This window comes from Bacillus multifaciens, from assembly GCF_030756675.1.
In the GTDB taxonomy this organism is placed as follows: domain Bacteria; phylum Bacillota; class Bacilli; order Bacillales; family Bacillaceae_G; genus Bacillus_A; species Bacillus_A multifaciens.
In genome coordinates this window covers 1-25,561 of record NZ_JAVBXD010000013.1, presented here as the reverse complement: position 1 = coordinate 25,561, position 25,561 = coordinate 1, and the positions used below count along the sequence as shown (strand labels likewise).

Below are 25,561 nucleotides of genomic sequence, written 5' to 3'. Positions count from 1 at the left end.
CCCCCATATCTGTATATCATTAAAATAAAATAACATATCATTAAATATAAATAACTAAATATGTAATATTTCATATTATTTCCCAACAATTTATGAACATTTTATGAATTTTTCAAAAAGAAGATACAGGCATTTTTAGGCTACGAATAAGCTTCATATAGGAAGCACACTACATACTAATATTGTAAATGTGAATAAAAAAAGATGAGGTGATGTTTTCATGAATAATCAACCAATGTATTTTCCGCATCCAAATTATCATCAACCACAGTATTATCCGCAAAATCCTAATTATCAGTCCTTAGGGGACATGAGAGAAATCGATGATGACGTATATCGTCCCGACGATGCTGAAGATGCGCCAACATCAGCACCACCAGCACAGCCACCATCAGCACCATCAGCATTTTCTTCTCCTATACAAATGGGGCAAATACGAGCAGCGATGTGTAATTGTTTAGGAAGATGGGGATTTATTGGGTTAAAAGGACAAGGACCTTTTGGAAGAGATTTTTGGTTTTACCCTACTGAAATAAGAACACACGGAGTAGCTGGATATACATGGAGAGCAGGACGACGACGCAAAGTAAGCTATCGATATTCACAAATTAGAAACTTTATGTGTGTTTCTTAACGTAAATAATAAAGTGAAACTTTAATCAGTGGGGGGCCTTCATCCCCCCACTGATTATTAGTTAAACCAATCGGGCTTTTATGGGCAGTTTATCTCCCACCTAACTTCTTAAGAAATGCGGAAGTGGCTCGTTCAGAATGTGAGGGGGATGGAGTTTCTGACGTAGAGGTGTTTTTTACCTCGTAGGAAGAAGCAAGGCCACCAAACATTCTAGCCACTGAAGCTGGACAATGCCTTTGCTGAATTTTGAGGCGGGAGTATTACTGCCCGCGAATAGCGGGACAAATTAATAAAATCCAACAATTAGGATATGCAATATTGCATAAAATTTGGGTGGTTTACGGTGTTACAATATATAGTGAGTGAAATTACCTCATATATAGCAAGATACCCTAGTATTCTATTTCAAAAAAGCGGAGAATCATAAAGATTCTTCGCTTTTTTTTGTTCACTAACCACTTTAAAAAATTAACAGTATAAAATTTTAAACATTAATATTATGATGAACATAACTATATATACTAGTTAAAAAACCGACATAAAAACCCCTTTCTTTTTTTGGAGGACGAGAGCATCTGGCCGCGCATAGGAGCGGTCAGGGCCTTTTTCTGCCACATGCAAGGTTTAAAACAAAAGGAGGAAGCAAGTAGCGGTCATGTTGTATTCTGCATAGCCGCCAATTATATATCAAAAAATTAACATTGAAAGAAGTTGAGAAATATGAAAAAAATGTGTTTAAAAAATGGAAAAGAAGTGCTAATCAGAGAGGCTACCCAAGAAGACGCTCAGTCTATGATCAAATTTTATAATATAGTCGGCGGAGAGACCGATTTCCTTTCGTTCGGAAAAAATGAGTTCAGTATGTCTCTACATGATTATGAAAACTTCATAGAATCCACTAAAGCAGATCATCATTCAATTATATTACTAGCAACAATGGATGATAAGATTATCAGCATTGCCTCTATTACCTCCGGACAAAAGGCGCGAACGAAACATGTCGGAACGCTCGGAATCGTAATTGCAGAAAAGTACTGCGGATTTGGCTTAGGTAGAAAATTGATGGAAGAACTTATTGAATGGGCAGGAGAGAATGACACAACGAAGAAAATACATCTTGTAACTCGCGAAGACAATGATAAAGCAATAGAACTTTATAAGAAGGTTGGCTTTAAAGAAGAAGGATTATTGGAACAAGATACGTATATAAATGGTAAGTATTATAATACTCTTATTATGGGATTGATGCTTTAGATATTCTATATGTATATAAGTTAAAAAACGACATAAAACCCTTTTCTTTTTTATGGAGGACGAGAGCATCTGGCCACGCATAGGAGCGGTCAGGTCCTTTTCCTGCCACATGCAGGGTTTAAAACAAAAAGCAAAAGCGCTCATATTTGAGCGCTTTTGCTCTAATTCAATCTTATGTAGTTGTTTTTTAGGAGATTCGTAAATACAGAGCGATCATTTTTTAGAACAATACCTTCATATTCTCCCTGATCAGCGTAATAATACTCTCATAATACGAAAGCTCATGCGACACAAAATGACTTTTATCTACCGTTTTATGAATAGAAACTTTTTCTCCCGCTTCATTCATTTCAAACCCTTCTACTGTAACTTCATTTCTTTCTCCTAACCAAAGTTCAGAAAAATGATTAAAGTCAACTTTGACAATCCCTGACACTTCTTCTACTTGCAGTGTATAATCGTCCATTGTGCCTTTCATTTCATATAAAAAAACGTGAGCCAATTCTTTATCAATAAAATCTTCCATTGTAATACAATAATTAATAATACCTAATGGTATAAGTTCATCAAACGAGACATTAATCCCTACTTCTTCTTGCACTTCGCGTATTCCATCATACATAGTTTCATGAGCTAGTATATGTCCCGCCGCTGTAATGTCTAACAAACTCGGATAATCCTTTTTTGTATGACTACGAATTTGCAGATGAATATAATTCACTCCATTTTCTCTACTTATAAACCAGCAATGAAATGTTTCATGCCAATGCCCTATTTTATGTACTTCTTCACGCGTTGCAACGCCGACTGGGTTTCTATGTTCATCAAATATTTTTAGTAATTCGCTTTCCATTATTTATGCTCCTTTTGTTTAACATTCTTTTATTAAAAACTTTATATCCCAATATTAAAAGTATTCTTTACTTATTTTACCAGAAGAATAATAATTTTCAGCATTTTTTACAAAAAAAAGAAAAAGAGTCTCAGCTCTTTTTCTTCTGTAATTCGTTATACTCTTCTTTTGTATTCACATTAACAAATACATCAGCTTCTTCCACCATTACATACTGAACGTTACACTGTGATAATAACCCCTGCATGCTTCTTTTCTCTTCCTTTAATAACTGCTCTATTTTTTCTTTTACCTTATAATGATATAGCGCTAAAAGCGATTGTTTTCGTCCTTCAGCGAGCGGAACAATTGCTTCATATGTTTCATCGGCTCGTTCTATTAATTCTAATGCCCACCCTTTCGAAACGTTTGGTGTGTCACATGGTGCAACGACGTACCAATCTGCGCTTACAAATTCCATGCCTGTTAACAAACCAGCAAGGGGGCCGTTTCCTTTATATAAATCGATATCTTCTACAACAGGGACATTCAGTATTTGTGAAAGCTCATTTGTAATGCTTGGATGGCTAATGACAACAATGCCTGTAACAACTTCTTTTAGTGCCTCTACACTATGCTCAATAAACGTTTTTCCTTGCCACATTGCTAATGCTTTCGGCTCTCCAAAACGGCTTGATCTTCCGCCGGCTAATACAATTCCTGCTATTTTCATTGACGATGCAACTCGAATGTAATATGGCCAAGCTCTGGTAAAATCAACTTATTCATCGCAAGGCGCACCGCACCTGTTGACCCTGGCATCGAAAAGACGACTTTTCTACCAATGGTCCCGCCAATCGCTCTGCTTAACATTGCTGCGCTGCCAATGTCTTCTAAATAACTAATCGTTCGAAATAACTCACCAAAACCAACGATTTCCTTATCTAATAATGGAGAAACAGCTTCAATTGTCACATCACGCTTTGTAATACCTGTTCCTCCATTGGTTAATACAACGTCAACATTCTCTTGATGATATCCAGATAAAACCGCTTGCTGAATACTTTCTTTATCATCTTTTACAACTTCATACGCTGTTACTTGATGATTTGCTTCTATTAATAACTCTTTTAATAATTGTCCACTTTTATCCGTTTCTTCTGTTCGCGTATCTGAAATCGTGATAATTTTACAACGAACTTGTACAGGTGCTTGTTTTTTATGTTCGGTGACGCTCATTCTATTTTCCTCCCCATTCATAAACCTCTCTCAATTTTATCATACACGATACAACCACAAAAAAATGTAAAACCTGTCACACTTCTTTTCTATAATTTACCTTATAATTTAAATAAAGGATTTCTAAAGGAGGAGATTCACATGGATACAATGAGAAAATTAACAACACTATTCATTCTCCTTTTCGTAGCTTCCATTAGCGCTGGCATGGCATTAAAAGATGTTGTACCATACGCAGCAATAGGCGGATGGGGATTTGGTACACTCTTTTTACTCTGTTCGGCTTTTTGCGCAGGAAAAATTCGTTATCGTAAAGGGGACTAATTATGTTTGGTAAAAAATCAACTATGTGTACATCATGCGGAAAAGAAATTGCGGTACACGAACGTTCTTGGATTTACATGCAATATCCGCCAAGCGGGATGACAAATATGCAAAAACATATTGAACTTAGCGGAGAAGTGTATTGTACTTCTTGCGTTGGGAAATTAGAAAAACAGAAAAATAACTAAGAGGCTACAAATTTTATCGGCGAATTTAAGCAATAGAAAGAGCTGAGCAAAATTTGCTCAGCTCCGTGTTTCTTCCTATATTATAGACCAGCTTGCTCTTTTAAAGCTTCAGCTTTGTCTGTACGTTCCCATGAAAGATCTACATCAGTACGTCCGAAGTGGCCGTAAGCTGCTGTTTGTTTGTAAATTGGGCGACGTAAGTCTAACATTTTGATGATACCAGCTGGACGAAGATCGAAGTTGCTGCGAACTAGTTCTACTAGTACTTCTTCAGATACTTTACCAGTGCCGAATGTATCAACAGAGATAGAAACTGGTTGTGCTACGCCGATTGCGTATGCAAGTTGTACTTCTGCTTTGTCAGCAAGTCCTGCTGCTACGATGTTTTTCGCAACGTAACGAGCTGCGTATGCTGCAGAGCGGTCAACTTTTGTCGCATCCTTACCAGAGAATGCACCGCCGCCGTGACGAGCATATCCGCCGTAAGTATCTACGATAATTTTACGACCTGTTAAACCAGCATCACCTTGTGGTCCACCGATAACGAAGCGGCCAGTTGGGTTAATGAAGAATTTTGTTTCTTCATCGATTAATTCAGCTGGTACAACTGGTTTAATTACAAATTCTTTTAAGTTGCGATCGATTTGTTCCCAAGCAATTTCTGGATGATGTTGCGTAGAAATTACGATTGTGTCGACGCGAACTGGTTTACCATTTTCATCATACTCAACTGTTACTTGTGTTTTACCGTCTGGACGTAAGTATGGTAATGTGTCATCTTTACGAACTTCCGTTAAACGACGAGCTAATTTATGAGCTAGTGAGATTGGAAGTGGCATTAATTCTTTTGTTTCATTACATGCGAAACCAAACATTAAACCTTGGTCTCCAGCACCGATTGCTTCAATCTCTTCGTCAGTCATTTGACCTTCGCGTGCTTCTAACGCTTGGTCAACACCCATTGCGATGTCAGCAGATTGCTCATCGATAGATGTTAAAACTGCACAAGTTTCTGCATCGAATCCGTATTTTGCACGAGTATAACCGATTCCTTGAATTGTTTCACGAACGATTTTTGGAATATCTACATAAGTAGAAGTTGTAATCTCTCCCGCTACCAATACTAAACCAGTTGTTACTGTTGTTTCACAAGCTACACGTGCGTTTGCATCTTTTGCTAAGATTGCATCTAAAATAGAATCAGAAATTTGGTCACAAATTTTATCTGGATGTCCTTCAGTTACAGATTCAGATGTGAACAGATGACGTTTTTTTGTCATGTGGTAAACCTCCCTACAGTAATTGTATATATTGTACGGAACTCATCCTTAATTTGCCACAAACTGCGACATTCATGTATTTTCCCACACAAGTGCAAAAGAAAAACCTTTCCTTATAGAGGAAAGGTTGTATTTGCTACTTGCATACTGCTTTTTGCCCTTCGCTCTTATCGCTCGAGACTATTCGCCTCGCACAGGTTTAAGCACCTATTCACTTGTTTGTTATCCATACAAGTGAGGTTGCCGGGCTTCATCGGGCCTGTCCCTCCGCCAGCTCGGGATAAGAGAGTATCCGTCCTCAACTATACTAAAGAAATGACTTTCATTTGTCAATCCAAATACACATATTCCTATAAGTTTTTCACACCAGAAATTTATGGAAAAAAATAATATAATAACACAAACAAAAATAAATAAATAGTATACATTATTTATATGATTGTGTTATACTTTTGGTGGGGATTACGATGAATATTCATAAATCAAATAAAGGATGGTATATAAATATGAGTACTGCGAATGTCCAAATTGGATTACATGAACTATTGAACGGAAGCAATGCACAGGTTCAATTGAGCGTTCCGCAATTAACGGAAAAGGTATTAATGAGAAAAGAAGGTCAATTATCTTCTACTGGCGCTGTTTCTGTTTCAACAGGAAAATATACAGGACGTTCTCCGAAAGATAAATTTATTGTAGACGAAGCATCTGTTACGGATAAAATTGCTTGGGGATCTGTAAACCAACCAATTTCTGAAGAACATTTCAATAAATTATATACAAAAGTGTTGGAATACTTAAAAGAAAAAGAAGAACTATTCGTATTCAAAGGATTTGCAGGAGCAGACCGCAACTACCGTCTTCCTCTTCAAGTTATTAATGAATACGCTTGGCATAACTTATTTGCACATCAATTATTCATTCGTCCAACTGAGGAAGAATTACAAAATCATGATGCACAATTCACAATTGTATCTGCACCAAACTTTAAAGCAGATCCAGAAGTTGACGGTACAAATTCAGAAACATTTATTATCGTTTCTTTTGAAAAGCGTATCGTGTTAATCGGTGGTACAGAATACGCTGGTGAAATGAAAAAATCAATCTTCTCTATCATGAACTACTTACTTCCAGAGCAAGACATTTTCTCTATGCACTGCTCTGCAAACGTAGGCGAAGAAGGCGATGTTGCTTTATTCTTCGGTTTATCTGGAACAGGGAAAACAACATTATCTGCTGACCCACATCGCAAATTAATTGGTGATGATGAGCACGGTTGGTCTGATAACGGTGTGTTTAATATTGAAGGCGGTTGCTATGCTAAATGTGTGAACTTATCTCACGAGAAAGAGCCACAAATCTTTGATGCAATTAAATTCGGCTCTGTTTTAGAAAACGTTGTGCTTGATGAGCATACACGCATTGCAAATTACGATGACACAACACTAACAGAAAATACGCGTGCAGCTTATCCAATTGATGCAATTGATAACATCGTATTACCTAGCGTTGCAGGTCATCCAAATACAATCATTTTCTTAACTGCTGATGCATTCGGCGTATTGCCTCCAATCAGTAGATTAACGAAAGAGCAAGCTATGTATCATTTCTTAAGCGGTTACACTAGTAAACTAGCAGGAACTGAGCGCGGTATTACTTCACCGCAAGCAACATTCTCAACATGCTTCGGTTCTCCATTCTTACCGCTTGATGCATCTCGCTACGCAGAAATGCTTGGTGAAAAAATCGAGAAACATGGTGCAAAAGTATTCTTAGTGAACACTGGCTGGACTGGCGGCGAATATGGCGTTGGAAAACGTATGAACTTAGGTCATACACGCGCAATGGTGCAAGCTGCATTAAACGGCGAGCTTGACAACACTGAAACAGCAAAACATGATATCTTCGGTCTTGAAGTACCACTTCATGTTCCTGGTGTACCTGATGAAGTATTAATGCCAGAACAAACATGGGCTGATAAAGAAGCTTATAAAGTAAAAGCAACTGAACTTGCAAATAAGTTCAAAGAAAACTTCAAGAAATTTGATACTGTTTCTGAAACAATTGTAAAACTTGGCGGTCCAATCGCTTAACCTGACTTTACTGTGAAATATCCTAAATCATGTGAATAAGTATGTTGTTATTGCAAGAAAACGAGTACTCACCGACAAAGCCCACGTTTTCTTGTAATGCACATACTTACATATAAAAAGAGGCTTACGAGTAATCTCGCAAGCCTCTTTCCTATTTCTCCGTATCTTTCATACTGTAATATGCTAAATTAATCACAATTAATATATATCCGCCCATAATACCAACAGCAAATGCCCACATCACCATATGATGTTCAATTTCATACATAATAATGGCACCAAGTATCGCTGCTGCAAATCTGTTTATCATACCAAGAGTTGGTGACTTACTTTTCTTCACTATACTCTCTCCGATTTTTTCAATGCGGCGTCCTAAAATCCAAACACAATACGTGCTCACTAGAAAACCAAGACCGATTCCTAAAAAATGCGGCGAAAACGGAGTAAATGCCCAGCCGAGCATCATAAATGCTAAAATATAATACGTTTGTACTTTAAATGTTTGTAACGACATATTGATCATCTTTTGACTCCTCTACTGCAAAATCTCTATATCTACTTCATCCACAACTTAAAAACCACTGGCGGTTGAATGTATGTAATGTAATCCATTCCATATCACACGCAATACAAAAACAAATCACTTCTCCATAGCAATGCTTTATATGTTGGAACATCCAAATGAATTTATATAGTTCTAACTATTTCGATAGTGTTTATATTGTTAAATATGTTTAAGAAATAACATTATACAAAACTTCTTTTGTAAATAACGAGTCGAATTGTGTCGTTTTTTCAAACATTTTTTATAAAAAAAGATATCATTCTAACAAAATATGGATATGATATAGTAAGTTCACAATAAAGGAGGGACTTCCATTGCTCTTCTTTCTGATTGCTCTTATTCATTTTATTATTCCAGCTCTTATCGGTTTAACATTATATTGGTATACACCAAAACATAGTGTTTTCTATGCCGTCCTCAGCGTTCTTCTCACTGGTATGATTCTCGTCACTTATTTCCACTTCCCTTTTCTTAACTGGATTCCATTTGTTATCGCAATTTTATATCTGATTTTCTTACCGAAAATCAAAAAATAAGAAAGTAGATCTACTCTGCTTTCTTATTTTGATATATTTTCTTTTACCTGTTTCTCCAACTTTACAAACCATAGGACCATTGAACTATTCCCACCTATCTTCCTCGCTTCTCTCTACATCTTGAGTACTATATTTATCTCGCCATTCACAGGAGAAATATAGCACTCAAACATTTCCTCTTTTTTTATAAGTAATACCTTTTTCTTTCCATTCGTAAATTAGACAAAAATTAGACAAAATATTTACTGTTTATTTGTTAAGATAACCTTATATTCCCATATAATATATATAAATCAAAATATACGGAGGATAAAGAATCGTGGATTTAATAAAGGTTAATAAAAAAGATGTTTTAGCATTCTTGGCTATCATCGTTCTTATATTAATATGTGTTATTATACAAATAAATTTATTTTGGGACAAAGATTTAGTATTGGCGGGAGATGATATAGGATTCCATTTAAATCGTGTATTCGGATTAGCTGAAGCAATCAAAACATCTCACTACCCATTTTACATTGATAGCACCTTTTTAAATGGATATGGTTATGCAACAAATTGGTTTTATTCTAACCTCTTTCTATTTCCAATGGCTATTTTATTGAATTTAGGATACAGTTTAGTTGTTTCCTATAAAACTTATATAATAATTTATACAATAGCAACAGCATGCGTAACTTATTATTGTACCTATAAAATGAGCAAAAAAGTAACTTCATCAAGCTTTATGACTATATTGTATGTCTTTTCACTCTATAGAGCATTCGATGTTTATCAAAGAGCTGCACTTGGGGAATCATTGGCGTTTATCTTTCTTCCTGTTATATTGTATGGAATTTATGAAATTTTATATGGACAGAAAAAAAAGTGGTACATTTTAACGATTGGGTTCACTGGAATAATTTATACTCATGTTTTATCAAGTGTATTAGCTTTTTGCATGTTACTGCTCTTCCTGCTCCTTTCAATTAATAGACTCCAAACAAAAATAATTTATTTTGTTGTTGCTGGCGGAGTAACAATCTTACTATCATCTTTTTTTATTTTTCCAATGGTAGAGCAAATGGCATCGAATACCTTCTATCTCAATACATATACTTTGACAACACCTAGCGATACGATGTATTCACTTGGAACATTATGGAGAAGTATTACATTAAACAATAAAGGTTCTGCAATTATAGGATTAGGATACGTTCCGTTTTTACCATTAATATATAGATTTAATATTAAAAAGAAAAATACAATAATTAGTTTTGCTGACAAATGCTTATTAATCGCAATGATATTTTTACTAATGACAACAAACTATTTCCCATGGAAACACTTCCATATGCTAGACGTTATACAATTCACATTTAGACTTTTTGCACTTGTAACATTATTAATGGCATTTAGCTGTTCTGTTTATATAGCCTATGCTGTTAAGAAAAAATATCATTTAATCGGTTTGCTAGTTATTCTTCTGTCTCTATCAATCAATAATGCATCGACAATAGCTCAATATTATAAAGATTTTCGTATACATGACAAAAATCAATTTAGAGGAGAGCAAACTTTTAAAGATTCATACGATATAGGTGCAGGTTCTGAATACCTACCTTCTGTTACAAAGATTGATGTTTTAAAATCACGAAAGAAAGACGAAGTGAAAACAAGAAATCATACAACGAAATTAAGTCGTATAGTAAAGGAAGGCAATGAACTTTATATAAATTTCGATGCAAAGAATAAAGATATCTTAGAACTTCCAATGATTTATTACAAAGGCTATGAAGTGAAAATTAACAACAAAATAGTTCCTGTAAAAATGTCTAACAACGGATTGATAGAAGTACCGATCCAAGGAAAAGGTAAAATAGAAATATCATACCCAGGAACAGGTATTCAAAAATTCTCCTTTTACACTTCTATTACTACTTTCATTATGTTGATGATTTTCATTCTTTTAAGAAGCATTATAAGAAATAAAAAAAAGAAACATAGCATAGATTCCGCAATAAAATATGCCTAATTTCACTTTTCACTAAGAAATTACCATAAATAATATTCGTTAATTTTTGATATTTTATGTTTGGTAATAAATTAGAAGAAAGCAAATATAATCTGCTTTCTTCTTTTTATTTCATCAATTACACCCGAACATGTAACTTCATATTCGGATTATAATATTGACTCGGACTTTTTAATTGAAAGTTTCCTCCGACATCAGAAAAATCAACAGTCAAATTATCATCCATAAAAACAAGCTTCGTTCGATCGGCAATGAATTGAAACTTGTTTGATGAAATTTCTACGTCGCGCTCATCTTTTTCAGACACAGCAACTAAGTCAATAATGCCACTCATCACACAGCCGCATCCCTCTGTATCGTAAAATAATTTTATATATTTTGTCTCACTCGGAATCATCTCTTTTATTTTCGCATATGCTGCATCCGTCACTGTAACATTCATTATTTTTCCTCCTACATCTATCACGATTATCCTATTGTAGCATTCTTTTTTATGAATCGGTTTGATTTATATATACAGAAAATTCTTTTAACTATATAATTGAATTGATATATTTTTCCAAAGGAGGTTTTCCTCATGCCAAAACTTCAAGAGATAGAACATCAATTACATTCATTATTTTCTGTGCACCAATATGGAATAGACCCTGGGTTTAGCCGTTTCCTCCCAGCTGCTTATGATCCCATTTCGTTTCCTTGGCAAAGATTCTTTGAAGATGATTTCGTGACATACTTTAATGGGCTCATGATAAAGGGATCAGATGTTGTACGCAACGTCTTTTTAGCTGTTTTTCCAACTGACGAAGTCCTGGATCGATTTCTTTCTGAAGGAACAGCTGGAGACTTACTATTCATGCATCACCCGCTTGTTATGGAATGCGGCGATCCGCATGGCCTACCAGGGCGCGGTTTTGTTCCTATTCCAGAGCATTATTTACAAGCAATAAAAGAAAAAGGGCTATCCGTATATACATGCCATGCACCAATGGACCGCCATCAAACATATGGTACAAGTATCGCCATTGCTAAAGCACTGCACGCATCAGTAAATGAAACATTTGCTAATGGCGATGGATTGATTTGTAAAATTGCCCCAACCAATACAAATGAACTAATAGAAAAAGCAAAACAGATTTTTGACATCCCGTATGTAGACTTTGAAGGACAAACACGTTCTCATATTACGAAAATCGCAATTATCGCTGGCTGCGGTGATAAAGTGAGCATGATGCAAGAAGCTGAGGAAAAAGGAGCGCAGGCTTATATTACCGGGGAAGTGCATTGTCATATTGATAACGACTACGGCAAAAAGAAATATGCCATCATGAAAGAGTACATACCGCATACAAATATGTCACTCATTGGTGTTTCCCACTCTGCATCGGAGTATTTAGTAAAAAAGACACTCATGTATGATTGGTTTGCGCAAAATTTCAATGTAAATGTTGTCTTGCTGCCGCAGGAGAAATGGTGGTATTAATCTAGAAAGCAACCAAATTCATCATGCATTTGGTTGCTTTAAGATATTCTTTTCATTTATAAAAAAGACGCGGTAAGATACCTTTATTTTTCATCTCAACATCCGCTTTCTTTTCACTAACTGCTCTTGTTTCATTACAATTTGTAGAAAACAAAATTGGCACACCACATTCTTTCCACCCGGTAATTGGGGCTGTGCAACTACTTTCGCAAAATACGGATTCCCTTCTAATGCCACTTGAACTAAAGATGTTATTCCAAACGCATTTAACGGACAAGGTAACGGCGAAACGAGCTGCCCTTCTCTATTTGAAACAAAAATGTTTACATTCACATTTCCAAAATTCATTGTAGGTTTGAGAAGTGTTGCAAGTGCTCTCGCTTTTTCATTCCCTGTTACTGTTACGAGAATAATATAATTGTTACCAGCAGGAATAAGTGGTCCAACTGTTGCTCCTGGATCTGCCCCGATAGAAAATTTGATTTCATTAAAATATGTGTTCCAAGGCGGTGAAAGCTGGGCATTGTTTTCATTGAAATTATTCCTCAAATGAATAAACCTCCTATCATTTTTCATAATATGATAGGAAAAATGATAGGAGGAAGCTTGTACAACTATCCTATATATAAATCATAAGTAGATTTACTTTACTATTAATGAATATGTTCCATTTCTATTTTCCTCTTCAAAAAACGCAACTAAATAATACTTCCCAGGTTTCGCTTCAAATTTCCCTTTAATATTATTTCCATCCGCCTGGCCCGTAATGACAGGATTTCCTAGATCTGATTCGTGATACACATCCCATTTTATCCCAATTCCCTGTTCATCTATAAAAGAAATATCTACTTCTTTTGGAGATGTGACATTGAATGTGTACATATACGCCATATTAGGTCGATCCATATTTCCTTTTGAAAGCTTATTAAAACTAAGTACCTTTGCCTCTTGATAGTTATGACCTGCCGGCTCATCCTTTTTTATGGTAACCGTTGTTTGTCCTCGGCTCACTTTTCCTTTATTATCTTTCACTGTTAGCTTTGCAGTATATGTTCCTTCTTTTCCATATACATGAGTAGGATTTGCTTCTGTACTTGTTGTACCATCTCCAAAATCCCAAAGATAAGAAACAATTTTTCCGCCTGTGCTTTCTGTACCATCACTATGAAACTCAACTTTTTCATTTAATATCTCATTGTACGGTCCATTCATATTTACTTTAACAGTCTGTTTTTCTTCTTCTCCCGTTGCAACGCCATGGAATACAACATCGTATTCAAATTGATTTTTCGCATTCACACGATAGTTGACAAAATACGCTGTAACTGTTTTGTAGCCGCTCCATTCTTTTTGCGTTAACTGTTCTAAAGATTGATTGATTTTCTTGCTCATCGTTTTCCAATCCTCAGATTCTCCTTTTGTTACGCCGCCCCTATATGTTCCTTCTAATGTAAACGTGTCAAAGAATTGAGACTTATGCTTTGTCATTGTTGCATCTTTTATCTTTGCTACATCTGTAATGTCTTTCTTTACCTCAGCTAGTGGCTTTGGTGCATGGTCAGCTAAATAATCATCTGATACTTGCGGGGTATTATATGTACCCTGATTATCAACTAACTGCTTCATATAGTCTTGGTATCCTTTATTTAAATTTGGATCCTTACTTAAAGCTTCACGATATGTATCATAACCATTCACATCATTTGTACGAATTAAATCTTGAATCTTATCGAAAGTTTCAAATTGATGAGTATATAGATAAGACTGCAGTGCAAAAGAATAATTATAAAAGTCCCATTTATCTGGTCCGTCTCCATATTTCGAAAATAATGTTCGTTCTGCTGTATAACGCTGTGCAGGATCAGATGATAACCCGCTAATTACACTTTGGCGTGGAACAACATTATTCGTGCGAGTCGATCCCGCAAAAAACTCTGCATTTCCTTCTTCAAACCAAGTTAAGCGTTGATCTTGATACATTTCTCCTTGTCCCCATGACCCTGCAACTTCGTATCTTCCCTGTAAATAGTGTGTAAACTCATGACGGAACAATTCTTCCAAACTATAACGGCTTTGCTGCGGTGTACGCTCATATGTAAAGAACGTTCCAACTCCTTCAATGTAAATCCCACCATTATTCGTGTCATATCCATATAGTTGACTATTTCGTTTATATTCATCTGGACTATTATAAATTACAATTGTCAGTACATCATCAGCTTTTCCGGCTTCTAACGCTGCATCTTTTCCAATGACACGATGATATTGCGCCTTTACTTCTTTAGCAGCCCAGTACAGTCTCTTAACCTTTTCTTCCGTTACTTTATCTCCTGTTTTAAATACGATAGAACCGTCATCGAATGTATACGTTTTTGGTAAGTACTGCTGTTGGCCTTCCTCACGAATTTTCTGTAAATCTACTGTATTTCCGTTGTAATCTTTTCCACCATAGTTTGTTGCGATTCCTTGCACAGCATTAAAATAAGCTTCACTAAAACGAGGATACATACGCATTGCTTGTGTAAGTACTTCTAAAGGTTTATTTGAATCACTATGGAATTTCCCGAAACGACCAGTATAATAAACACCGTTATTAATTAACCAAGTATTTTCTGGTGTCATTTGATTCAGAAGAGCCAGTCGACTGATTTCATTTATAAAATCATCAATTTTCCCATACCATATTGTTTCATCTGCTTTTTTTCTTGTACCACTCACGTAAGACTGTATATCCTCATCAATCGCTTGGAGAAGATTATACAAAGCATCTCCCTTATTCTTGTCATTTACATATGTAGAAAGATTATCGTTATACTGTTTTAATATATTCCCTGCATATTGAACCGTTTCAGCATCACAAGAAGCACTTCTAATTAATTTACCGTATGCAGATACCACTGTATCCTGTTTATCTGTACCAAGTTTAAAATTCGGATTTTTTGCAATTGCTTTTAATACCGGTAAACATTTATCATGGAAGCTTTGCTCATTTAAATAGTCTAATTCTTTATTATTAAAGCCTAAATAAAAACCGCAATATAATACTTCAACAAACGTCTCAATTCCTTTTGTATCATCTTGTGTAAATGTGCTTCCGCGGCGACCTAATTCATCAATAATAACTTGTATTCGCTCTTTATTTTGATAAAACGCTTTTGTTTCTTCATTAAATTGACCTAAATCTATGATTTGCTCCCAACTAACATTTGCTAATGTATCAATTAATTCGTCATCACTCATTCTATTCAGCTCTGCCACAGAGTACTTTTGCTGATATTGTTTTGCCGCTGCTCGTTTCACGGCCTTAGCTGGACGTTGTGAAAAATCGCCTACTTTTAAACGTTCTTCATAAGACAACATTTCGTCTGCTATTGTAGAATGTGCAATTTCATCTGTTGAAGTTTCTATCCCAATTGGTTTCTTTTGCAATACATTATAAGGTGTGTTTTCTTCCGCTGACACTTGTGTTTGAATACTTCCAAATGATAAGGCCATTGTACTAATGCCTAGCATCATTTGGGTAAATTTTGATTTCTTGTTCATAATACTACCTCCATTTATATTTTCCTTTCAAAAAATAACATATTATTACAACAAAATAATACAATATGCAATATTGCATATTGTATTATTATATAAAGATATTGAAATATATTTTCAAAACATGTAAAATTTGGGTTGTAAAAAATATACAGGAGGATTTAATGATGAAGAAAATTATATCGTCACTTATGTTTATTGGATTAATGGTGTTTAGTTTTATGTTACCAAACACTAATGCAAGTGCAGCTGAAAACACTCCACTTGTAAACAAAGTACAAATTACTAACATAGGTAATAATGAGTACATTAACTATGGCCAAGGTAAGAAGTATCGTGTTAATGCACATAAAAATGCCACATTTAAAGGTTTTGCATATGATGCAGAAGGAAAAGCAGTACCTGCTGGTACAACTTTTTACATTTATTTCGATGCCGTTATGTCTTTTTCTAAAAAGGATATTTTATGTACTGTAGGAGAAAATGGTGCATTTGAAGGTTCAACAGAAATCCCTACTGGTAAGGGAGAGTACACTTTTGATGCTTCAAGATCAACACATTATTATGACATTGTAACTCTTGGATATTACAATGGACCTAACAAAACTAACCCAATTCCGACAGTTAATGAGGATACTGTTTATCATTACGCATTTGGAGTTTACCATCCGTAAACAAAAACCACCCATTATCACGGGTGGTTTTTATTTGCAAATTATTTAATGATAAAAGATACATGAGATTAATGCCACTCCAATAACGATCAGTAATAATTTTAAAATCATTATATTTACCTTCACTTATTATGTATATATTGAACTTTTTCTTAATCATTTTTTAGTTATTGTATCTGCTTTAGCATTTAAACCCTCAAGGCTAAGTAAAGTACCAGTAGCGGCATAAAAATAACGTTTTTGTATATTTGAAAGTATTAAAATTACTTAAGTTGAGGGGCATGTGTTATTCCCCTATATAAGAGGATTGGCATATATTCCCCTTAAAATTATTCGATTTAGATGTGAACGAACTATATTAATTTAAAAATGATGAAAAATATCCCTTTAAAATGTCCCTTTTGTAAAGAGGATAAAAAAAGAAGAGAGTTTAAAACACATTTTAATATGCAATATTGCATATTAAAATGTGTTGATATAATTGTAAGCGCTTACTATAATAGAAGTATAAAGATGTATCACATCTTAACACACAAAAAGAGGAGGAAATAATATGGAAATCGCAATGGCAGTTTTGAAATTTATAGGCGGAGTACTTCCATTAGTTCAAGAACTTTTAAAAGCATTTATGTAAGTTTATCATTCAGTTATTATTTATAAGAATTATCATACAAATGATCTGTATATTAAAGATGTATTATTGATATGCAGATCATTTGTATGAGTAAGATCCCTAAAGGGACGGAAACGATTCAAAGAATAACCCGCCACATCTGAAAAGATTTCTGATTGTGGAGGGTACTTTTTTTATATAATCAACTAGTTCAACAAACGTGAAACTCAAAAGAATTGAAATGAAGAATTATTAGAAAAAAGGTAACTACTCAGTTACTTTATGAAAAACCGACAGAAAAGCATTTTTTTAAATGGGCGAGAAGGGCTGGCCATGCATAGAAGCGGTCAGGGCCTTTTCCTGCCACGTGCAAGGTTTGAAAACAAAAGTAGACAATAAGTGCAGGACCCTCTTCATAGTTGCAATCTATATGTCGAAAAATTAAAATTGATTTATATACTTTAGTTGTTGCATAAAAAAAAGAACCTAAGGAAACTAGGTTCATCGAAAAAGATTTGTTGAAAAAAGGTAAGAAAATGGATTGGTAATAACTTACCGCTTTAATAAATGTCCGTATCTAGATTATAAGATATAGTTTAAATATATACAAGAGTTTATCGTGAGAGGGTAGATAGCGAACACGGAATTTATAGGTTGCTAATGCTACCCCCTCCTTACCTAGAAAAATTATTAATCTTACTTAAAGGTTTTATCACAACAAAAGGAGCTAAACTATAGATCTTAGCTCCTTTTATTTGCAAATTATTTTATTATAAAGGATACGATTACTAAAATGACAAGTAGAATTCCACCTAATAATTGTCCTAACCCAGAAGCCTCTCCAAGAATCAACAAATTGAAAAGATTTTTTCTTGTTTGAGTTTTTCCTACGAATGCATCATCTCTTTTCATTCTATATAAACCCCATAAGATTAATACCACTCCAAGAACGATACCGAATAATTTTAAAGCCATTACATTTACCTCCATTTATTATGTATATATTGAATTTTTTCTCAATCATTTTTTAGTTGTTGTTATAACTACGAACAACACTTTCTTATCATTTCTAAAAATTTATTATCACTTCTTATGATTTTATTATTACATTTAAATATTAAATAAACTATCTACTAACCTTACATAAAGATGACAGTTCTGTAAGGCTGATAGAAATAAACAAGCTCTATAAATATAAATTAAAAAATTGACATAAAAGCCCTCTTTCTTTTTAGGCAGGCGAGAGCATCTGGCCATGCATAGAAGCGGTCAGTGCCCTTTCCTGCCACATGCAAGGTTTAAAACAAAATAAGGAAGGGAGCAAGTAAGTAGCGACCATATTGATGTCGAAAAATTAAATCAGATTTATATAATAAACCTTATGAACTTATGTTTTTTATTCAATCTATAGAAATCTTGCAACAAAAATGCAATTGTGATGATCGCCATTAAACCATTCACCGCAAGAGCTATTACAATCGATAATTCAATGGTAGGTAATAACATGATACATAGTGAAACAATGGATGCAATAAAAGGAACAACTTGTCTTGTTCTTGTTATGCAAAATCCTTCGCTTTTTTTTAGTTGTGGCATGATTCTACCGATAATTAACAATAAAGGAGTAGTAGCCAAGATCCCTAACCATCCGAAAGCGCTCTCGATAAACCAAGGTAAAAATGGCATGGCTGAAGAAAATATAAATAAGTTCAGTATTAACAGAAATAATTGAATGAGAGATAATTTTATATGTATTTGTTACACCTCCAATACTATACAAATTGAGTTAGGGTTTACTTTTTTAGAGCGGTTATATACATTTCAACTTTTTTGTACAGTAAGAAATTCTCAAAGCTTCATAGAGTGATTTCAATTGAGCAAAAATATTTATATTTTCGTCAATCTCAAAAGATAGAATCAACAAGAAATGAGTATACCTGTAAAAATAAAATGGACCATATTATAGGAATAAAATCCAGTACATAATATGACCCATTTTTGTATATATAAGCTAACTCTTCAAACGATTTTCTCACTCACTGAGTGGAACCGTCATTTTTAGTTTTTCAGGGTTGTATGCTTAAGTCAGGTAAAAGCATCCCTTTTAACGAGTGATACTTATAAAAATAGACTTTTTTTGTATTACTTAATAGCCTTTGTGTCCATGGCTGTCAAACTTATAGGTTTTTCCATTAATTTCAACCTTGGTATCTGTATAAATAGAACCATCCTCTTTAGCATAATAAGTAAAGTATCCGTAATCAGGGAAGTGGTATCCGCCACCAACTTGGAACCATCCTATTTTAGCTGCTCCAGACTCATCGAAGTAATACCACTTACCATTGATTTCTTGCCACCCTGTTTGCATTTCACCTTTATCGTTATAATGGTATATTTTACCATTAACTTTATCAAACCCAGTTAACTTAGCCTCTCCGTCTTGATTAAAATAATATCTTTTTCCGTCAATAGGTTCATGACCATCAAAAGTAAAGTGTCTACCATTCTGAAAATGATATTTTTTACCATCGATTTCCTTCCAACCAGAATAGAAAGGCCCTTCTTCCAAGCTGTAATAAACTAGTGTAGGCTGGTCTTTTTCTTCCATAGTAATTCCAGGTAGAAAGATTTTAGAGACTCCTTTTTTCCTAATAGACCCATCTTTTTCAAACGCTACCTTTTTCTCGTCAAGAGTAACATAAGTTATGCTACCTGGCGCTTTTCCATTCAGATCAGTAACTCTCTCAAGTACGCCTTTATCATCAAAGTGAAGAATGGTATATTGATCTTCTAGACGCAGTTCATTTGTAGTGGCCTCATAATTTTGGAAATAATAAATTTTACCATCAATTTCTCGTATACCTTCTTTAACAAATGCTCCAGTATGATCAGAATATTTTTTATTTAGCCATGCTGATTTTTGCAAAACACCTTCATGATCAAAGTGGTATTGCTTACCATCAATATCTGGGTTAATATACATTCCTCGGAATGCACCATTTGAACCAAAATAATACGTCTTCCCTTCAACATCATGCCAGCCCTTCACGAAAACTCCATCAGAACCTGCATAATGATAATGATCACCACCATATCTTACCCAACTGTTTTTTATCACGTTCCCAGAAGAATCTTTTGCAGTCCATATTCTAGAATCCTTTTCATCAGGTACTATCTGTATCCCGTCATGCTTCTGTTTCTCATTTTCTTTACCTGGATACCACTCTCTTAGCCAATTATGAATTTCATTGTTTGTTTTTCCTTTGAAACGAAGGGTATCATTCGCCAAACGTTCTCCATTCTTGTTTACCAGATTAAATTGATTGTCATCAGAATTTTCGATTGGGACAAGTTCTAATATTTCGTCATCCCCAATTGAATGTGAATATTGGAACTTAGTTCTATCTTTCCCTGAAAGATACTCTGAACCTTTTTTTACAACTACTTTATTGCTTCCTTTTTTAATTGGGATAATTTGATAAGGTTTATCGTCTAATACAGAGTTTCCTACTCTAATAGATGTTTCTAGAGCCTGAGTCGTATCTGCTAATATATTTACTGATCGATCATGAAAATCTGCAAGAGCTTCAGAATCGCTTGTGAGATAATTCCAAAGAACATCTTTGGATACTGGTTTTGAAGTCAATGTTACTAGTTGTTTTTGCTCATTTGATAATTTATTTGATATATAATCAAATAGGACATCCTGACTATAAACAATCACGCTCCAGTCTTGAGCCGAATCGCCTGAATATTTTTTATAAAGTGGATTAAGCAATCTTGGATTTTTACCAGATGCTTTTTCTACAAATGCAGTGTGATCTTGATTCATTACAACTCCGGTCTTTCCTTCGTCTAATTGTGCTTGCGTAATGTAAAGAAGATCGTGTTCTGAGACAGATTTTGCATCAGGGTTTAGATCTATAATTATACCCGCTTGAGTAATTTTAAGTTGCTGCCCAGATTTTAATTTATGAATTTCAATTTTCCCATTTGGATAGAGTACTTTAACTGATTTAGTAAAATTTGAATCACCTTTTGTATGATGCATGGAAATATTAAATTCCCCAGATGCAAAATTAGGAGCTTTGTAACCTATATTTTCTGCATATACATCAATAGTAGTGCTTGGTTCTATATCCCCTGGAGCTAATCCAAGTCCCTCATAAATGTTTGCTACAGCACCTAATGCAGTAATCGTTACATCTAGTACCGTACCTATCCCTGCGCTAGCCTTATTTTCTGCAACAGGGGCCATAGAAAAAAGAATACCTAATGCTGCTGTTGCAGGGATTACCTTTTTTCCAATTCCAGTTGTTTTTAAATTTTTTTTCATAACGCCATTCCTCACTTTGTATGTATGTATGTATGTATGTATGTATGTATGTATGTATGTATGTATGTATGTATGTATGTATGTATGTATGTTTTTCCCTACTGATTAAAAAGAATTTAATGTTCGGAATCCCATCTTAATTTAAATATCTTTCAAATTACTTTCATAACTATTACAAAAGACTTTCGTAAATGTTACAAAAAGCTTTCGTTGATCTTAATTTGTAATAAGGAAAGTATTAAATATTCATGTGAGGAGATTAAAATACTTATTAAGAAAATATGTATCAACAAGTGTTAAAATGGTTACAGCGTGTTGAAAATAGAAGACATGTACATATTGCTTGAATAAAGGAGAAGCAATATATAATGTTACTTGAGATGTATTTTTAATCGATTAGGAGAAATTCTTGATTGTTCGTATGTGGATCAATTGCATAGAGCAAGTGATCTGCAGCCTCTTATTTCAGTTATTGTATTATAGAATACAGTATATATATCATATGCATTTGATGTTTTACTTGAAAAAGCAATAAATATTCTCGAAGAGCATTAACAATTGTTGCTTTTAAATCCCATTAATTAAGATTATTGTTAACATGCATTAGAGACTGCTATTCACTTACTTTTCATTCCTATTGCCTGAAAGTCTTTGCAGTCAAAGAAAGACTTTTGTAATATTTATGAAAGACTTTTATAACATTTATGAAAGTAATTTGAAAGATATTAAAAGTAAGATAAACTTATCGCGAATACATGCGCGAATCAACCCATTAACTGTATATTTTGATATCGCAATATTTACAGGCATGACGAAATAAAAAAGAGCTTCCCCCAAGCCTTTTTAAAATAACAACCCCCACAAAGAACATTCTTGTTCTCTGTGGGGGTTGTTATTTCTTGAAACAAGCCGCTTCCTTTCATTTGTTTTAATGAGCTAAATGAATTTATTGCCCTTAATTATTTTCTCTTCCAATTTATCTACTTTTCTTTTTAGATGAGCTAGAGAATCTAACCATGCATAACAACGACTTTTACTTCGAAAACTTAAAATAGATTTATATACAAAAAAAGGCAATAGACTTCAATTCTATTACCTGCTTTTATTATTTCTTATTTTGCAAAATAGGCTGCACCAAAATTCTCGTTAAATCTCTTACACCATACAGAAACTGCTCCGTATGTACTTACATCTATCTCATCAGGAATTTCATAGTTTTGATCGCCTTTGTTGCCCTTTAATTTTCCTAATTCAATATACTTATAATTTTTAACATCTTCATTATTTTTCAATTGCTTCGTAGGAACCAACACAACTCGAACGTCTGGACCGTTAGAAGTTGCAAAATTACTAAGGCGTAAAATACGTTTTCCATCTGCTAATTGGTGAATTGTTGCTGTTCCCGTTGTTTCATGGACACCGCTTTGAAACTGCCCTTCACTTATTACCTGCTTCGTTTCTTTTGACTTCATTTCTGTTTGCGGCAATGTTTCATTTACTTTCTTATCAATAAATAATTTCTCTGGGCGGAACAAGGACCACAATATCCCCCCAACAATTATAAATGCTCCGATAAGGAATATATATTTTCTTTTCATAAGTTAAATTCCCTCCTCTAACACTTATATATTAGCAAGAAAATCTCTCATTTTCATAACATAACTATTACAAAAGTCTTTCACGCCTTATTTCTTTTCTGATGTGATAGGAAGTGTAAACCAAAATTCACTTCCTTGTTTTCCATCTATGCGATCGCGCACACCAATGTCTCCTTTATGCATTTCAACTAATGACTTCGCAATAGCTAACCCAAGCCCCGATCCGCCAGATTGTGAACTTCTTGACTGATCTGTTCTATAGAAACGCTCAAATATGCGTAATTGATCATTGTATGAAATGCCTTCTCCTTCGTCACGCACAATAAATTGAACATACTGCTTCTGCTTATTTTCCTGCACAATCAGCTCAATTGTAGAAGATGCAGGAGAATATCGAATCGCATTATGTAACAAGTTACTAATCACACGTACTATTTTACATGGCATCATCCAAAGCTGAGGCAATGTATCAGAAACATGTATTTCTAAATGCATCTGTTTTTCCTCTAGTAAAATAGAATGTGAATCTAGTACGTCTATTAACACTCTGTCCACATGTGTTAAAGTTGGATAAAACTCTTCTTGCCCGAGTTCTAACTTAGAAAGATCGAATAAATTATTAATTAAGCCATTTAGTCTTTGTATTTCCTGTAATATAGTCGCTAAGTACTGCTTTTTCATGTCAGGGTCTTCAATCACATCATCTTGTAGTGCTTCTATCATCAATTGTATGCTGGCTATAGGGGTTCGTAAGTCATGTGAAATATTCGCAATGAGCTCTGTACGTGCTTTTTCCCCTTCTTCTAACTTCGTAAACCCTTCTTCTAACTTTTTAGCCATCTTTTGAAAAGCTGTTGCGAGTTCTTTAAACTCTCGTGGTTCCTGTCCAATTATATAGATTGTTTCAAATTGTCGATCACTAAATTGTTGCGTTAATGCGATTAAATTTTGAATCGATCTCATAATAGGACGTGTTAATAACCAATAAATAAACGTTGACAAAAGCATTGCTATAAGCGCAATTCCTGTTAATAACCGTGTTTGTTCCGGTGCCAAGAACATTTTCGTATCACTATACCATATCGCAATGACCATGATACTCGTGCTTAATAAATTCATCAGTAACAATTGATAACGTAGTTTCATGCTTCATTTCCTCCATTTGGATCAAAACGATACCCTATGCCCCAAACTGTATGAATCCAACGGTTCTTTGTCGTATGCTTATCTAATTTTTCGCGTAAGCGACTCATTAGCACCGTTACTGTATTTGTGCATCCGTCATATTCAAACTCCCAAATCTGTTCAAGAAGTTGCGACCGAGAAAACACTTGTTTTGGATGTTTTGCCATCGTATAAAGTACTTCAAACTCTTTCACTGTTAACTCAACCTCATGTCCACAAACAAATACACATCTCTTCGTTGGATAAATCTCCAAATCTGAGAACTCTATCACTTCTAATTCTAGCTCCGATTCTGGTTCTTTCGTTTGTACTGCTGGCTGACTTCCTCTTCTTAATATAATTTGAACCCTCAATACTAATTCACGCGGCGAAAACGGCTTTGTCACATAATCATCTGCTCCCATTGTTAAACCTAAAATTCGATCTCTTTCCTCTCCCCGAGCAGTTAACATAATAATAGGAACATTAGATTGTTGACGAATTTCCTCACATAGTTCCCAACCATCTTTTTTGGGCATCATTAAGTCTAAAATCATTAAATCTGGCTGATATTGTTGAAATGCATCCCAGCCCTCTGCTCCATTTTCAGCTGTATATACTTCATACCCTTCCCTCTCTAAATACCGCTTACATATTTCTCTAATATTCTCTTCATCTTCCACAATTACAATTCTTTTTTTCATAACTAGAATCCCCGCTGTTCTTTTATAATAATGTAAAAACATTTCTCTTATTTAAAACACTCATAATAACCTTTTATTTAAATATAATAATTAACAATATACCCATCCCAAGTCAAGTGCCATAGCCATATATTCATAAAACAATCATGAGAATCCATTATACAAAAAAGAGAATACGGTATATTTGCAACCGATGAAGGATTATATCGAAATTTTTAAATTTTGAGCATAGAAGTAGAATGGCTTTTTTACATAATATAAGTCTCCATTGCTATCAATGGAGACTTTGTTACAAATTATCGATACTATATAAATACGAATTAAAAAACCGACATAAAAACCTCTTTCTTTTTAGGGGAGGACGAGAGCATCTGGCCGTGCATAGAAGCGGTCAGGGCCTTTTCCTGCCACATGCGATGTTTTAAAACAAAGGGAAAAAGCGAGTACAGGTGGTGTTGCAGTCTGCATAACAGCAACTTATATGTCGAAAAAT

At 34.5% G+C, this 25,561-nt stretch carries 22 protein-coding genes, 2 pseudogenes and 1 riboswitch; of the genes and pseudogenes, 11 read left to right on the top strand and 13 right to left on the bottom strand.

Going from position 1 to position 25,561, the window contains the following annotated elements:
- Positions 1–220: 220 nt before the first annotated feature.
- Both Q9306_RS10500 and Q9306_RS10495 read left to right on the top strand, forming a co-directional pair.
- Positions 221–634, top strand: coding sequence for a hypothetical protein (locus tag Q9306_RS10500; protein WP_306198048.1), 414 nt, complete (start codon positions 221–223; stop codon positions 632–634).
- A 720-nt stretch (positions 635–1,354) separates the two neighbouring features.
- A complete protein-coding gene (locus tag Q9306_RS10495; RefSeq protein WP_306198046.1) occupies positions 1,355–1,888 on the top strand; it encodes a GNAT family N-acetyltransferase in 534 nt (177 codons plus the stop codon).
- Between the two features lie 220 nt (positions 1,889–2,108).
- On the opposite strand, the gene Q9306_RS10490 is transcribed toward Q9306_RS10495, so the two are convergent.
- From Q9306_RS10490 to Q9306_RS10480, 3 genes are all read right to left on the bottom strand, one after another.
- The gene (locus tag Q9306_RS10490) at positions 2,109–2,741 is read right to left on the bottom strand and encodes an NUDIX hydrolase (protein ID WP_306198044.1); all 633 of its coding nucleotides are present in this window, start codon (positions 2,739–2,741) and stop codon (positions 2,109–2,111) included.
- Positions 2,742–2,871: 130 nt separating this feature from the next.
- Complete coding sequence (mobA, locus tag Q9306_RS10485; RefSeq protein WP_306198042.1) at positions 2,872–3,453, bottom strand: molybdenum cofactor guanylyltransferase; 582 nt, start codon at positions 3,451–3,453, stop codon at positions 2,872–2,874.
- A complete protein-coding gene (locus Q9306_RS10480) occupies positions 3,450–3,959 on the bottom strand; it encodes a MogA/MoaB family molybdenum cofactor biosynthesis protein (protein ID WP_306198040.1) in 510 nt (169 codons plus the stop codon). The genes mobA and Q9306_RS10480 overlap by 4 nt, the downstream gene beginning before the upstream one ends.
- Positions 3,960–4,100: 141 nt before the next feature.
- Between Q9306_RS10480 and Q9306_RS10475 the strand changes: the two genes are divergently transcribed.
- Entirely contained in the window at positions 4,101–4,283 is a 183-nt protein-coding gene (locus Q9306_RS10475) for a hypothetical protein (protein ID WP_306198037.1), read from the top strand.
- A 2-nt stretch (positions 4,284–4,285) separates the two neighbouring features.
- Entirely contained in the window at positions 4,286–4,471 is a 186-nt protein-coding gene (locus tag Q9306_RS10470) for a hypothetical protein (RefSeq protein WP_306198035.1), read from the top strand.
- An 80-nt stretch (positions 4,472–4,551) separates the two neighbouring features.
- Here the strand turns inward: Q9306_RS10470 and metK are convergent, their stop codons facing one another.
- Positions 4,552–5,751: a methionine adenosyltransferase gene (metK, locus tag Q9306_RS10465; protein ID WP_020060222.1), complete on the bottom strand. Its 1,200-nt coding sequence runs from the start codon at positions 5,749–5,751 to the stop codon at positions 4,552–4,554.
- 164 nt (positions 5,752–5,915) lie between these two features.
- Positions 5,916–6,038: riboswitch (SAM riboswitch) on the bottom strand.
- Positions 6,039–6,257: 219 nt separating this feature from the next.
- On the opposite strand from metK, the gene pckA reads away from it, so the two are divergent.
- The gene (pckA, locus tag Q9306_RS10460) at positions 6,258–7,844 is read left to right on the top strand and encodes a phosphoenolpyruvate carboxykinase (ATP) (RefSeq protein WP_306198203.1); all 1,587 of its coding nucleotides are present in this window, start codon (positions 6,258–6,260) and stop codon (positions 7,842–7,844) included.
- Between the two features lie 151 nt (positions 7,845–7,995).
- Here pckA and Q9306_RS10455 read toward each other — a convergent pair whose 3' ends face one another.
- On the bottom strand, positions 7,996–8,367 hold the full coding sequence (locus Q9306_RS10455) for an ATP synthase subunit I (protein ID WP_306198032.1): 372 nt from the start codon (positions 8,365–8,367) through the stop codon (positions 7,996–7,998).
- A 356-nt stretch (positions 8,368–8,723) separates the two neighbouring features.
- Between Q9306_RS10455 and Q9306_RS10450 the strand changes: the two genes are divergently transcribed.
- Entirely contained in the window at positions 8,724–8,945 is a 222-nt protein-coding gene (locus Q9306_RS10450; RefSeq protein ID WP_306198030.1) for a hypothetical protein, read from the top strand.
- A 319-nt stretch (positions 8,946–9,264) separates the two neighbouring features.
- Entirely contained in the window at positions 9,265–10,959 is a 1,695-nt protein-coding gene (locus Q9306_RS10445; protein ID WP_306198028.1) for a glycosyltransferase family protein, read from the top strand.
- Between the two features lie 118 nt (positions 10,960–11,077).
- Here Q9306_RS10445 and Q9306_RS10440 read toward each other — a convergent pair whose 3' ends face one another.
- On the bottom strand, positions 11,078–11,401 hold the full coding sequence (locus Q9306_RS10440) for an iron-sulfur cluster biosynthesis family protein (protein WP_306198026.1): 324 nt from the start codon (positions 11,399–11,401) through the stop codon (positions 11,078–11,080).
- Positions 11,402–11,536: 135 nt separating this feature from the next.
- On the opposite strand from Q9306_RS10440, the gene Q9306_RS10435 reads away from it, so the two are divergent.
- A complete protein-coding gene (locus tag Q9306_RS10435; protein ID WP_306198024.1) occupies positions 11,537–12,439 on the top strand; it encodes a Nif3-like dinuclear metal center hexameric protein in 903 nt (300 codons plus the stop codon).
- A gap of 162 nt (positions 12,440–12,601) precedes the next feature.
- On the opposite strand, the pseudogene Q9306_RS10430 reads toward Q9306_RS10435, so the two are convergent.
- A pseudogene (locus Q9306_RS10430) lies at positions 12,602–13,015 on the bottom strand (hypothetical protein); the annotation flags it as partial.
- Positions 13,016–13,081: 66 nt separating this feature from the next.
- Positions 13,082–15,982, bottom strand: a complete 2,901-nt coding sequence (gene colA, locus Q9306_RS10425) for a collagenase ColA (RefSeq protein ID WP_306198022.1) — start codon at positions 15,980–15,982, stop codon at positions 13,082–13,084.
- 164 nt (positions 15,983–16,146) lie between these two features.
- Here colA and Q9306_RS10420 point away from each other — a divergent pair, with 164 nt between their 5' ends.
- Positions 16,147–16,653, top strand: a complete 507-nt coding sequence (locus Q9306_RS10420; RefSeq protein ID WP_306198019.1) for a hypothetical protein — start codon at positions 16,147–16,149, stop codon at positions 16,651–16,653.
- A gap of 447 nt (positions 16,654–17,100) precedes the next feature.
- Positions 17,101–17,287 (top strand): annotated as a pseudogene (locus Q9306_RS10415) (hypothetical protein).
- Positions 17,288–18,028: 741 nt separating this feature from the next.
- On the opposite strand, the gene Q9306_RS10410 reads toward Q9306_RS10415, so the two are convergent.
- Positions 18,029–18,241, bottom strand: coding sequence for a hypothetical protein (locus Q9306_RS10410; protein WP_306198017.1), 213 nt, complete (start codon positions 18,239–18,241; stop codon positions 18,029–18,031).
- Positions 18,242–18,770: 529 nt separating this feature from the next.
- Between Q9306_RS10410 and Q9306_RS10405 the strand changes: the two genes are divergently transcribed.
- Positions 18,771–18,998 (top strand): hypothetical protein, encoded by a 228-nt coding sequence (locus Q9306_RS10405; protein WP_306198015.1) that lies wholly within the window; start codon positions 18,771–18,773, stop codon positions 18,996–18,998.
- 414 nt (positions 18,999–19,412) lie between these two features.
- Here Q9306_RS10405 and Q9306_RS10400 read toward each other — a convergent pair whose 3' ends face one another.
- From Q9306_RS10400 to Q9306_RS10385, 4 genes are all read right to left on the bottom strand, one after another.
- On the bottom strand, positions 19,413–21,602 hold the full coding sequence (locus Q9306_RS10400) for an N-acetylmuramoyl-L-alanine amidase family protein (protein WP_306198013.1): 2,190 nt from the start codon (positions 21,600–21,602) through the stop codon (positions 19,413–19,415).
- A 1,112-nt stretch (positions 21,603–22,714) separates the two neighbouring features.
- On the bottom strand, positions 22,715–23,200 hold the full coding sequence (locus Q9306_RS10395; protein ID WP_306198011.1) for a DM13 domain-containing protein: 486 nt from the start codon (positions 23,198–23,200) through the stop codon (positions 22,715–22,717).
- A gap of 87 nt (positions 23,201–23,287) precedes the next feature.
- Positions 23,288–24,346: a sensor histidine kinase gene (locus tag Q9306_RS10390; RefSeq protein ID WP_306198008.1), complete on the bottom strand. Its 1,059-nt coding sequence runs from the start codon at positions 24,344–24,346 to the stop codon at positions 23,288–23,290.
- The gene (locus Q9306_RS10385) at positions 24,343–25,068 is read right to left on the bottom strand and encodes a response regulator transcription factor (RefSeq protein ID WP_306198006.1); all 726 of its coding nucleotides are present in this window, start codon (positions 25,066–25,068) and stop codon (positions 24,343–24,345) included. Before Q9306_RS10385 ends, Q9306_RS10390 begins: the two co-directional genes overlap by 4 nt.
- Between the last annotated feature and the right edge of the window lie 493 nt (positions 25,069–25,561).